The sequence below is a fragment of the Sporosarcina sp. YIM B06819 genome (assembly GCF_033485175.1).
In the GTDB taxonomy this organism is placed as follows: Bacteria; Bacillota; Bacilli; order Bacillales_A; family Planococcaceae; genus Sporosarcina.
In genome coordinates this window covers 14691-27333 of record NZ_JAWLIQ010000024.1, presented here as the reverse complement: position 1 = coordinate 27333, position 12643 = coordinate 14691, and the positions used below count along the sequence as shown (strand labels likewise).

The following is a 12643-nucleotide window of genomic DNA, read 5'->3' as shown; positions in this document are numbered from 1 at the left end:
ATAAAGACTAATTCTCCTGCTCAGTAATTTTTCTCATGAGTCGCGGTTATTGACAAAATTTCCACCGTTACTTATGGTATGGCTGGTTGAGTGGAGACTAGACGTTGAGTTCTGTGTAAATCTGAGCAATCATAAAAAAGCGTAAAGTCCCAGTTTCGTCCGGGTCGTTACGCTTTTCTTGATTGCTCAAGTAAAATACTCCAACTTCGCATTTGGAAAGTACTTTTCCATATAGCCATAAAGATAAGATTTTATTTCATCTTCTTCGTCCTTTTGGTATATATACTTACCAATGCCATACTTGCCCCATTTGTAGCGTCTTTTTTCTTCATCTAACTCCAACTTTGTCTTCGGATAGTTCTTTTCAATTACTTTTTTCGCGGGTTTCGTAAATCGGTGTTGAATGAATTCAAATGTAATATCATCTCTTGCATCTTGCGGTAATTCCTCGTCAAGTCGCTCAAACATGTGGCGGTAGCCTTCCTCCCAGCCTTCATGAAGGTAAATGGGAGCAACGATAAAGCCTAGTGGATAACCAGCTCTTGCCACTTTCCCTGCAGCCTCGATTCTTTTATTTAAAGGAGACGTGCCAGGCTCGAAATTTTTAATGACATACTCAGCGTTTACGCTAAATCTGAATCGCGTCTTGCCATTATGCTTGGCATCCAGCAAATGGTCGACAAAATGGAATTTCGTTACAAATCGGAGCCTCCCTAGTTCTGTTTGACCAATATACTCAATTGCTTTTTTTAACGAATGCGTCAGATGGTCAATTCCTACAATATCGGATGTACACGCCGCTTCGAATCGAGTAATCTCAGGTGCGCGTTCTTCGATGTAGCGGTCAGCCGCTTCGAAAATCTCCTCCACGTTCACGTAAGTTCGAATATATGGTTTGCTGCCCATCGTCGTTTGCAAATAACAATAATGACAATGCCCCATACACCCTGTCGCAAGAGGGATTGCATATTCAGCTGAAGGCTTGGACGTATCGAATTTCAGCGTTTTTCGAATCCCTACGACTAGGGTGGATTTGGCGATACGATATTTCTGAGCGTCCGTATCACCCGGCAAATCTCGAATTTGATTATGCGAAGTCGTAAAGCGCGTTTCAATACCCATTTTAACGAACTTTTCTTTTAGTTCTTTTCCAAGCGGATAATCCAGTGCATTGGGCTCAAAATAGACAAGCTGCGGTATAAAGGGTTTATTCATATCGCCAAATACCTAATCTATAATTATTATCCATTCCGTCACCCTCCTCTTTTTTATAGCTTGTCTTAAAACGAAGAAATTATGAACAGGAACTCATCTATTTTTAGATGAGTTCCTGCTTTTATCATTTATGCCAACCCTTGAAACGAATCGTCTCAATACTATGAAACTATCCTCGGCAAAATCTAATTTAACAGGGTTTTATGGAAAGGGAACATGGTTGTGTTACCTTCGGGGACTGAATCATTTTCAATTACTCCTATTACGCAACCTATTTCTACTTACTACACCCACTTCGCCGTAGAAAGTACTTCTAATGTTAACGACAACTGGGACATTGACCACGCTTCACCGCCTGTTAGCGGAAAATTGCGGTCTCAACCTATCCGCATCATTGTAGAAGAACTGCACTTGCATATCCCCTATTGAAAAACTTCAACGTTGGTCGGGGCGAATGGTTCTGGGAAATAAACAATATTATTAATTAGGGCACGTCTGCTTAAACCCCAAAAAGGTATTGTTTACCTCGATGGTAAATCCATTCATGAGCAGAAAACGAAGGATGTAGCAAAACAGCTAGCAGAGCTATCTTTCAAAAAAAACAACCCACAAAAACCGTCAAATTCTCGGTCCATGTGGGCTGTTTTTACTGTTCCATCTGTTTTGATAAAAAATGTGCAGCTGTTTCTGCTGCCTTTTGTTCAGGTTCACCAATGAAATGGACCTTCGATAGCAAGTAAACAGCACCAATCGTATCGCCGCCCGCTACAATAGGCACGATACAATAGGATTTAACCTGTTCGACGTGTCCTGGTATCCATTCCACTGCTTTTTCAAGTTTTTCGATGACGAGTTTACGGCCTGCTAGGATTTCCTCAATATCTGGAGATAGCTGGCGGTTTAAATAATCCTTCTTCGATAAACCAGAGACCGCGATCATTTCATCTCGATCGCTAATGAGGGTAGGTGTGCCAAGCGTTTCATACAGCGTTTCCGCGTACTCTTTCGCAAACTCTCCCAGTTCCGATATCGGTGAATATTTCTTCAAAATTACTTCGCCATCTCGATCAGTGAAAATTTCAAGTGGATCCCCTTCACGAATTCGGAGCGTTCTCCTAATTTCCTTTGGAATGACTATCCTTCCTAGATCGTCGATTCTGCGGACGATTCCCGTTGCCTTCATACCATGATGCCTCACTTTCCACAAAATTGAGCTTTACCGTTGTTTCAAATGTAGTATGCATCAAATTTGGGCAAAATATGCAACATGTCCTTTAGACGGAATCAGAAACAACTGCTTCCTTTACAGCCGATTGAAGAAGCCTCATCATTTCCTCGAGCACATCAAATGCTGTTTGTTGTCCTGTATGGCGTTCATCGACATTCATAATGAGCTGACCATTCTCCATTGTGAACCCAACCGCGCGACCGAACTTCATCGATTCAGATACTAATTTAGCACCGTCTGTTGTCGCCGTTCCTTGCGGGGAAATACGCACTTCAATACGAGTATTCACTTTCTTGATTGATTCTACTCCTGCAAGTCGTCCCCACGCCTTAATGCGCGCAACACGGAGCAATAAATCGGCTTCCAATGGCATGTCGCCGAAACGGTCTGTCATTTCATCCACCAGCTCGCTATAATCCGCTTCGCTATCAATTGCTTTTACCCGTTTGTACATTTGAATCTTTTGGAAGCCATCACGGACATAAGTATCCGGAATATAAGCGTTGACGGGTAATGAGATTTCCATTTCCTGAATATCTGCCTTTACAATACCTGTTTGCTTCTCCTCAATCGCTTCCTGTAGCATTTGCGAATACAAATCGAACCCAACCGAATCAATAAAGCCGTGCTGCTGTGCGCCTAACAAATTACCTGCCCCACGAATGGACAAGTCACGCATCGCAATTTTAAAGCCGGAACCGAGTTCGGTAAATTCTTTAATGGCTTGTAGACGATTTTCAGCTACTTCTGTCAACACCTTATCCCGTTGATAAAGGAAATAAGCATATGCCACACGATTCGAACGGCCAACTCGTCCACGAAGCTGATAAAGCTGTGATAAGCCCATACGGTCCGCATCATGTACAATTAGCGTATTAACGTTTGGAATATCGATACCCGTTTCAATAATGGTCGTCGTAACCAGCACATCATATTCGCCTTCAAGAAAGCTGAGAATAACCGATTCAAGTGCCGACTCACCCATTTGTCCATGCGCAAATCCTACCCTGGCTTCAGGGACCAGTTGCCTGATCTCATCCACTTTTCGCGTCATATCTTCCACGCGATTGTATAAGTAGAACACTTGCCCACCTCGCCCCATTTCTCGTTCAATCGCTTCGCGAACTAGTCCGAAGTTATGTTCCATGACATAGGTCTGAACAGGGAATCGGTTTGCCGGAGGCGTTTCGATGACAGATAGATCTCGAACACCCAGCATCGACATATGGAGCGTCCGTGGAATTGGCGTCGCCGTCAAGGTCAAGACGTCCACATTTGTTTTCAACTGCTTCAATTTCTCTTTATGCGTCACACCAAATCGCTGCTCTTCATCCACAATTAATAGACCAAGATCTTGATAGACGACGTCTTTTGATAGAAGACGATGTGTACCTACAACAATATCAATTGTGCCGGCTTTTACCCCTTTTAATGTTTCTGTTTGTTGCTTTTTTGTTCGGAAACGATTTAACAACGATACTTCTATTGGAAAACCAGCAAAACGCTCTTTCATCGTTTCATAATGCTGTTGGGCAAGAATTGTCGTCGGTACAAGGAATGCCGCCTGTTTACCGTCTGCCACGGCCTTGAACGCTGCGCGGATAGCTACTTCTGTTTTACCATAGCCAACATCTCCACAAAGCAATCGATCCATCGGGCGCTCTCTTTCCATGTCCTGCTTCACTTCCTGAATGGAGCGTAGCTGATCATCCGTCTCGTCATAAGGGAATGCATTTTCAAATGCTCGTTGCAAATCATCATCCGGTGCAAAGGCATGGCCTTTTTCTGACTCACGTTTAGCATATAGAAGGATGAGATCGTCGGCGATATCCTGCACAGCGGCCGATACTTTACTTTTCGTTTTCTTCCAATCCGCACTGCCCATCTTATGCAATTTCGGCTCTTTTTCACCAGACGCAACATATTTCTGGATCAAATCAATCTTGTCCGTCGGAACGTACAACTTATCTTCCCCACGGAAATGAATGACGAGGAAGTCTTTATCTACACCACCTTGGCTTAAGTTATCAATACCAATGTATTTACCAATTCCGTGATTCACATGGACAATATAGTCCCCCGGCTTTATCTCTGAATAGCTTTTGATGCGCTCAGCATTGGTCATCTTTTGCGGACGGGCTTTACGCTTCGGTTTGCCTTTAAACAATTCGGAATCTGTTATGACCGCGATTTGTTGAAATGGTAGTTCAAATCCGGCAGACAAATCTCCGTCGACAACAAGCACAGCCCCTGCATTCGATGTTTTGCCCGCCAAGGTTGACGCCATGTCATAGTCTTGTAAAATGGACTGCACTTTCTGCATGCGCTCCGCGCCATCCACGACAATGAACACATTGAAATGACCTTGTTGCCAACGTTCCATTTCATTTTTCAATAAATTCATCTGACCATGAAACTGTTGCATCGGTTTGCACGAAAACGTCACAGTCTTTTTTACGGTAATGCCAGGTATTGAACGAACAAATAACGATAAATACACTTTTCGTTGATTGAGTATGCTGTGTATTTCATCAAATGACCAAGAAATTTTCGCATCATGAACAATCTTTCCTTCTTCCAGAAGAGCAAGCATCCATTCCTTTTCTTCCGCTTCCAGTGATGCAGCGACTTCAAGAATACGCCCAATTTCATCGAATAAAATCGTTCCATTGCCCGGGAAATAGCTTTCAAAAGAAGAAATTTCCGCTGAAAACGATGCATATTTTAACATATTCTCAGGAATAATACCGTCTTTCAACAAGCCAATATCGCCCGTCATATTTAACGTTAGCCGTTCTTTCGCTTCCGCATCTTTCATCTTCTTCAAACTAGCGCCAAGTGCTAATTCTAATTTCCCCGCAACAGCCACTAAATCTTCAGTTGCCCAAACAAATTCTGATGCTGGAAGGATTGTGATTTCTGTAAGCTTGCCTGTTGAACGCTGATTTTCAGCAAAAAACGTACGAATCGAGTCGACTTCCGTATCAAATAATTCAATTCGAACAGGGTCTTCCATATTCAGTGGGTATAAATCTAAAATGCCTCCGCGCAACGCAAATTCACCTGGCGCCGTTACCATCGGTTGTCTTGTATACCCCATCGACACGAGCTGATCCAACCATTTCGTGATGTCGAGTGTATCGCCTATTTTCGTCAGTAATGAACTGCTCAGCCAACGCTCTTTTGCCGGTAACAATTTTTTTATGCCTGCAATAGGTGTAATATAAATACCTTTGCCTACACGGGCCATATGATCAAGTGTATCGATGCGTTGGGCACGAAGTTCATAGCTAGAAATAGAAAAGTCAGCCGCAATTAACTCCTCTGCCGGATACAAATGAACGAGTGAGTCCCCCAACATTTTAACAAGGTCTTCGTATGTACGCTGCGCTTGCAATAGGTTAGGAGAGACAATTAGAATTGGTTGGCTACTAGATTGCTGGAGCGTTTTGAAAAAGACAGATTTCGCTCCTCCAGAAAGTCCCGCAATTAGCTGGCGGTCTTTCCCTATCTCCAACTCTTCAACTAGATTTCGAATCTCTTTTTCTTGTAAAAATAATTCTAAAAGCGCTTTCATTCATACACATCCTTTCTTTTCATTAAATGAATCAGTCGAAGTAGAGAAAATCAAACATGCCTCGGCGTGGGGGTACCCCACTGAGTCAAGTTAAACAGAAAAAGCTTTGAACGCCATCAAGCGCCAAAGCATACCTCCTATTGAAGCCACTTGTTAAGTGTGTAATAATCCGGGAAACGTTGGAGTGACTGCTGGCACTGCTCGCAAATGCAACGCACTGTCAAATCTCCATCTTTTTCATACGTCAAAAATTGTTCCTCTTGCCCTTCATCCGCCTTTTGTAGTTGAAGGATGGTGTCCTTCACAGATTCAAACGGAAGTGTGCCAATTTCTGTAGCGCAATGCCGGCATGTATAACGAATCGCCATCTATTCTCCGCCCCTTTTTACCTTCAGTATAGGCGAAAGACGACTCTGTTATTCATCACACACCATTAAAGGTGTTCATGACATCAAGAAAAGGTTTAGTAATCCATGCTTCACAAGCAGATGCGCTCTTTTGTACCATTTCCTCAATTAATGGAACTTCATCTTTGCTAAAAGGTGATAGCACATAATCAGGTACTTTTATGCCACCTGTTGGACGCCCCACACCAATACGAACCCTATTGAATTGGTCTGTCCCAAGATGCGCGATCAATGATTTCATGCCGTTATGGCCACCTGCACTCCCTTTTTGGCGCAGTCGAATCGTCCCCGGTGCAATATCAAGATCGTCATACAACACGACTATATTGTCCGCATCCACCTCGAAATAATCCATCAAGGGTCGGATACACTCGCCAGACAAGTTCATATACGTCAACGGCTTGACCAGCATCACTTTTCCTTCTGGACGATGAATAACCGTATACATCCCATTGAATTTTGCTTGCATCGCTGGTGCTGACAGGCGGCCACAAAGCTCATCAATGACATGGAAACCCACGTTATGGCGGGTCTTTTCATATTGTTTGCCCGGATTCCCGAGTCCAATAATCATTTTCATAATTTTCTCTTCCTTTTTACAGTAGATGGTGAAACAGAAAAGATGCGCACGGATTTCCATGCGCATGTTTTCCTATTACTCAAATAATGTGCTAACAGATTTTTCTTCGAATACGCGAACGATTGCATCGCCAAGAAGTTTGGCAATAGAAAGCTCATGTATTTTTGGTGACTTTTTCGTTTCTGGAAGCTCGATTGAATTTGTAATAACCAATTCTTTAATTTGTGAATTGTCAATGCGTTCAATTGCAGGACCTGACAATACAGGGTGTGTACAACAAGCATACACTTCTTTTGCTCCACTTTCGATTAAAGCACTTGCCGCAATCGTAATCGTGCCAGCTGTATCGATAATATCATCAATTAAGATAGCTGTTTTTCCTTCAACATTCCCAACGATGTTCATTACTTCAGCAACATTCGGACGTGGACGGCGCTTATCAATGATTGCAATCGGTGCTTTCATGCGATCCGCCATCTTACGTGCACGCGTTACACCGCCGTGGTCTGGAGATACAATAACAAGTTCGTCACTGCTAATCCCTTTGCCTTTAAAGTATTCCGTAAGAATTGGCTCCGCAACAAGATGATCGATTGGAATATCAAAGAAACCTTGAATTTGTGGCGCGTGCAAGTCGATTGCAATCACACGATGTGCTCCAGCAGTTTCAAGCAAGTTTGCAATGAGTTTTGCAGTAATTGGTTCACGTGGACGTGCTTTTCTATCTTGGCGCGCATAACCGTAATAAGGCATAACAACATTAATGGCGCGTGCAGATGCGCGCTTCAATGCATCAATCATGATCAATAGCTCCATCAAGTGTTCGTTGACTGGCTGTGATGTAGACTGGATGACGAATACGTCACAACCACGGATGCTTTCTTCAATATTTATTTGAACTTCTCCATCACTGAATCGTTTAACAGAACATTGACCGAGCGGACGTCCAATTTCATCTGCGACTTGTTTCGCAAGTGGTTCGTTAGAATTCAAAGAAAAGATCTTTAGTTTATCGTTCGGGTAATGATTAGGCATCGTGGCCCTCCTGGTTAGTTGATTTTGGGTATAGTTTTTTAACATAGCCTTCTTTATTCTCTTGGCGCGCGCGCGCAATTGCAAGTGAACTTTCTGGGACATTTTTCGTAATTGTTGATCCAGCCGCTACATAAGCGCCTTTTTCAACCGTTACCGGTGCAATTAAATTTGAATTACAGCCAATAAAGGCGTCATCTTCAATTGTTGTAATATGTTTATTCTTCCCGTCATAGTTGACTGTGATGGTACCGCAACCAACATTGACACGTGAACCGACAGTAGTATCACCAATATAGCTTAAATGAGACACTTTACTACCTTCACCAAGTGTCGATTTTTTCACTTCAACGAAGTTACCGATTTTTACTTTATCACCGAGATTTGAATCTGGACGAATATGCGCAAACGGTCCTACCGTTGTAGCGGAGCCCACTTTGCTAGCGAGCACGACCGATGAATGGACAGTTGTATCGTTACCGATGACACTATCTACAATTTGGCAGTTGGGACCAATCGTACAATTTTCTCCGATAATGGTATGCCCTTCAATCATCGTACCTGGCTGCAATAATGTATCACGGCCAATTTCAGCCGCTGCACTAATATACGTATTTTCAGGACTGATGATTGTTACACCATTTCGCATATGCTTGTCAGCAATACGACCACGCATAACGCGTTCTGCCTCCGCTAAAATAACGCGATCATTAATACCAAGCGTTTCACTGAAATCGCTTGTCATATATGCTGAAACGAGTGCCCCCTCGGATTGCAAAATACCAACGACATCTGGCAAATAATACTCGCCTTGTACATTATCGTTCTTTACTTTTTTCAACGTTTCAAAAAGCAACCGATTGTCAAAGCAATACGTACCTGTATTGATTTCAATGACTTTCTGCTCCTCTGGCGTTGCATCCTTCTGTTCGACGTTGCGAAGAACTTGCCCGTCTTCTCCCCGAATAATGCGTCCGTATCCTGTCGGATCATCTGCATGAGCCGTTAAGATTGTAGCTTTCGCACCGCTTTCATTGTGATGTGCAACGAGCGCTTCCATCGTTTCTGAGCGAATAAGTGGTGTATCTCCACACACAACAATTGTCGTGCCATCGAGGCTACCAATGAGCTGCTCTGCCTGCTGAACGGCATGCGCAGTTCCAAGTTGTTGTGCTTGAAGCACGTATTCACTCTTGTCGCCAAGCGTCTCTTCGACCTGCCCTGCACCATGACCAACAATTGTTACAATCTTGTCTGCACCAAGTCCACGTATATGATCAATGACATGTTCGACCATTGGCTTTCCGCAAACCGGATGGAGTACTTTATATAAATTTGACTTCATCCGTGTACCTTGCCCAGCAGCAAGTACAACAGCATATGTATTCGCCATTTGACTTCCCCCATCAATGAGAAATAAAAACTAAACGACCATTATTGTTTTTCACTATTGACTATATCCGAAAGCTCCCTTTTTTTCAACCACGTTCACTTGACAAGTAGATAATAATCTTTTACTATTATTATTTTCATTTTCGAAATTCTATTCAATTTAAATTTTTTCATTCCTAACACATAAAAAAAACTGCCTATTGCAGGCAGTTTTTTACGTTTTCGTTTAGCTCTATTATGCACCAGCTACTTCAAGTGCCACTTCTTCAACAGAAAGATGGTACGCATTCAGCACAGCATCTTGAATTTTTGTACGAGCATTCGAATTGATTGGATGTGCCACGTCACGGAACTCTCCATCAGGCGTCCGTTTACTTGGCATCGCAACAAACAACCCTTCATTGCCATCTATTACTCTAATATCATGGACGACAAACTCATCGTCAATCGTAATTGAAGCGATGGCCTTCATTCTGCCGTCAGTCTCCACCTTGCGTAATCTCACATCTGTCACTTCCATCCCTTACCACTCCTTTGTCTTTACAGCGCATGACGACTATATTCCACAAAAGTAAGCGATTTCCTTCTTTTTACTAACTTAATTTTTTTAACATTAGGAATAGTAGGGTCTGTAGTTAAGTAAATAAAAAAAACCCGCCCAATTCAACGGGCGGGCACGGGTTATTTCCCTGCTAAAGCAATCACTTCAATTTCAACTTTCACGTCTTTCGGCAATCTTGCCACTTCCACCGTCGACCGAGCGGGTGTGTGCGCTCCAAAATGATGTGCATAGATATCATTTAAAGCAGCAAATTCATTCATATCTTTAATGAAAACGGTTGCTTTCACAACCTTGTCCAATGAAGAACCAGCTTCTTCGAGAACCGCTTTTAGATTAGCAAATACTTGATGCGTCTGCTCTTCAATAGAACCCTCAACAAGTGAGCCTTCAGGAGTCAACGGAATTTGACCAGATGTATAGATGAATCCATTCACGCTAACGGCCTGTGCATAAGGTCCAATTGCTTGTGGTGCGTTTTCTGTCGCTACATAATTCATATCATTTTCCACCTTCCAAAAAGTAATTGCCTTCTTCCAACTCAATGGTTCGATCTTTCTCGTTCACTGCATGAAGCTTCACAAGGGACAAATAATGATCCACTAGCACCTCTTCTGGATGAATGGCCTCCACCAGAACGGCAATACCTGCAAGCTCACAGCCGAACTCCTCTAGCAAGTTCTTCATGCCTACCATTGTGCCGCCGGCTTTCATGAAATCATCTGTAATGAGCACCTTCTGCCCACTCTGCATGCTTCTCTTTGATAATACCATTGTCTGAATGCGTCGTGTCGAACCAGATACATAATTAATGCTTACAGTTGGCCCTTCTGTCACTTTGCTATCACGGCGGACAACAACGACTGGGACGTTGAGATGGCGTGCGATCGCATGCGCAATCGGAATCCCTTTCGTCGCCACAGTCATAATGACATCGATATCCGTTTCTGCAAACGCCGAAGCAAACACTTTACCGACACGGTCCATGATGCGTGGATTGCCGAGAAGGTCTGTCATAAACAAATAGCCACCGGGCAACAATCGATCCGACTGACCGAGTTTCTCCATAAGGAGTGCCATCACTTCACGAACATCTGATTCTGCCGTTTTTGGAATGAACTTCACTCCTCCCGTTGCCCCCGACATCGTCACTAGTTTTCCTGTCCCTTTTTCCTCAAACGTTTCTTTTACAATCGTCAAATCTTCACTAATCGAAGATTTTGCCGCTGTGTAACGTTCGGAAAAGAAGGTCAGTGGTATGAGTTCATGTGGATATTCCAACAGATGTCGGGTCATATCGACAAGCCGTTCACTCCTCTTCCACTTCATAGTACCGCCTCCAAAACCCGAATGTTTTAATCGTAGATTAACACAATTATACGTGTTTAATCAAGAAAGTGACGCTCTCCAATCATTCTAACTGCATAGACCTCTGGACAGAATCCTTTCAGTCCATTATAAATACGCGGTACCCGAGATTCATGCTTAACAAGGCCAAAAACAGTCGGCCCACTGCCGCTCATCAGAACTGCATCTGCGCCAAATCGCTTCATCTGCTCCTTTAGCATGACCACTTGCGGATGTAAATCCATCGTAACCGCTTCAAGGACATTGCCTACTGATTTGCACATCTTGTCGTAGTCACCCGCTACAAGCGCTTCAATCATACTCGACGTCTGTGGATGATCCACCGACTTAAGGTTAAGGTTGCCATAAATATCGCCTGTTGAAACTGAAATAGCGGGTTTTGCAAGAATCACCCAGCAATTGGGCGGTGCAGGTAAATGTTGAATCATCTCCCCACGTCCCGTGGCAAGCGCTGTTCCACCATGGACGCAAAATGACACATCCGAACCAATGCGTGATCCTAATGTAGCAAGCTCGTCCGCTTCTATCCCTAAGTTCCACAGCCTATTCAAGCCGCGCAACGTAGCTGCTGCATCTGAACTGCCTCCCGCTAATCCTGCAGCCACAGGAATACTTTTTTCAAGTGTAATCTCTACGCCTTCTTTAATACCATACTGTCGTTGTAGCAGTTCAGCTGCTTGATAGGCCAAATTTTTTCTGTCATTTGGCACAAATCGTTCAGATGTTTTGATGGTAATTCGTCCATTATCCATCGGACGAATCCATATTCGATCCGCTAAGTCAACGGTCGTCATAATCATTTCAACTTCATGAAAACCATCCGGTCGCTTATGTAACACATCGAGTGTTAAATTGATTTTTGCTGGCGCCTTCTCATACAGCATCCGGCTCCCTCCATTCCAGCTTGTCATTGTTCCCTATTTTACCATAGGGTGATTTGTTTTGGTTAGAACAAAAGCGCAGGGTGCCTGCTCAGATGCCCGGAGTCTAGACAAAAAAAGCATGAGCGCATCGAATTGGATAAAAAAAGAGCTGCATGAGACGCCGTATAGACGCTACATGCAACTCTTCTTTTGTCAGCCTTTAATGGAATTTAGGGTCATTTATCTGAATTCAGCAGAAAACCGCCCGCTGAATCCAGATAAAGCCTCCGGCGGATGTCACGGATTTTTAGGGGAGCTTAAGAAGGCAGTCTAAGTGCGCGACATCCTGTCGCAACGACTGCATGACCTACTTCCTGTAGGCCCCGAGCTCGAAAAAAATCCGGACGCAATTACGCCAAGGC

The 12643-nt window shown here is 43.5% G+C and carries 12 protein-coding genes and 1 pseudogene; 2 read left to right on the top strand and 11 right to left on the bottom strand.

Annotation, left to right across the window (positions count from 1 at the left end; translation table 11 throughout):
* Nucleotides 1-186 precede the first annotated feature (186 nt).
* On the bottom strand, nt 187-1215 hold the full coding sequence (splB, locus tag R2B72_RS14965) for a spore photoproduct lyase (protein ID WP_318617485.1): 1029 nt from the start codon (nt 1213-1215) through the stop codon (nt 187-189).
* Between the two features lie 369 nt (nt 1216-1584).
* On the opposite strand from splB, the pseudogene R2B72_RS14960 reads away from it, so the two are divergent.
* Nucleotides 1585-1836 (top strand): annotated as a pseudogene (locus R2B72_RS14960) (ATP-binding cassette domain-containing protein); the annotation flags it as partial.
* A gap of 25 nt (nt 1837-1861) precedes the next feature.
* Here the strand turns inward: R2B72_RS14960 and spoVT are convergent.
* The 10 genes from spoVT to ispE form a co-directional block, all read right to left on the bottom strand.
* Nucleotides 1862-2398 carry a stage V sporulation protein T gene (gene spoVT, locus R2B72_RS14955; RefSeq protein WP_318617484.1) on the bottom strand — a complete coding sequence of 179 codons (537 nt, stop codon included), beginning with the start codon at nt 2396-2398 and terminating at the stop codon, nt 1862-1864.
* Nucleotides 2399-2489: 91 nt separating this feature from the next.
* Nucleotides 2490-6020: a transcription-repair coupling factor gene (gene mfd, locus R2B72_RS14950; protein WP_318617482.1), complete on the bottom strand. Its 3531-nt coding sequence runs from the start codon at nt 6018-6020 to the stop codon at nt 2490-2492.
* Between the two features lie 137 nt (nt 6021-6157).
* Entirely contained in the window at nt 6158-6388 is a 231-nt protein-coding gene (locus R2B72_RS14945) for an anti-sigma-F factor Fin (protein WP_318617480.1), read from the bottom strand.
* Nucleotides 6389-6443: 55 nt separating this feature from the next.
* Nucleotides 6444-7007 (bottom strand): aminoacyl-tRNA hydrolase, encoded by a 564-nt coding sequence (pth, locus tag R2B72_RS14940; RefSeq protein ID WP_318617479.1) that lies wholly within the window; start codon nt 7005-7007, stop codon nt 6444-6446.
* 75 nt (nt 7008-7082) lie between these two features.
* Complete coding sequence (locus tag R2B72_RS14935; protein ID WP_318617478.1) at nt 7083-8042, bottom strand: ribose-phosphate diphosphokinase; 960 nt, start codon at nt 8040-8042, stop codon at nt 7083-7085.
* Nucleotides 8035-9432 (bottom strand): bifunctional UDP-N-acetylglucosamine diphosphorylase/glucosamine-1-phosphate N-acetyltransferase GlmU, encoded by a 1398-nt coding sequence (glmU, locus tag R2B72_RS14930; RefSeq protein ID WP_318617477.1) that lies wholly within the window; start codon nt 9430-9432, stop codon nt 8035-8037. The genes R2B72_RS14935 and glmU overlap by 8 nt, the downstream gene beginning before the upstream one ends.
* A 234-nt stretch (nt 9433-9666) precedes the next feature.
* Nucleotides 9667-9951, bottom strand: a complete 285-nt coding sequence (gene spoVG / locus R2B72_RS14925; RefSeq protein WP_318617476.1) for a septation regulator SpoVG — start codon at nt 9949-9951, stop codon at nt 9667-9669.
* 161 nt (nt 9952-10112) lie between these two features.
* Nucleotides 10113-10490, bottom strand: a complete 378-nt coding sequence (locus tag R2B72_RS14920; protein ID WP_318617475.1) for a RidA family protein — start codon at nt 10488-10490, stop codon at nt 10113-10115.
* Nucleotide 10491: 1 nt separating this feature from the next.
* Complete coding sequence (gene purR / locus R2B72_RS14915; protein WP_318617474.1) at nt 10492-11319, bottom strand: pur operon repressor; 828 nt, start codon at nt 11317-11319, stop codon at nt 10492-10494.
* Nucleotides 11320-11375: 56 nt separating this feature from the next.
* Entirely contained in the window at nt 11376-12242 is an 867-nt protein-coding gene (gene ispE, locus R2B72_RS14910) for a 4-(cytidine 5'-diphospho)-2-C-methyl-D-erythritol kinase (protein ID WP_318617473.1), read from the bottom strand.
* 58 nt (nt 12243-12300) lie between these two features.
* On the opposite strand from ispE, the gene R2B72_RS14905 reads away from it, so the two are divergent.
* Entirely contained in the window at nt 12301-12555 is a 255-nt protein-coding gene (locus R2B72_RS14905) for a hypothetical protein (protein ID WP_318617472.1), read from the top strand.
* Nucleotides 12556-12643 lie beyond the last annotated feature (88 nt).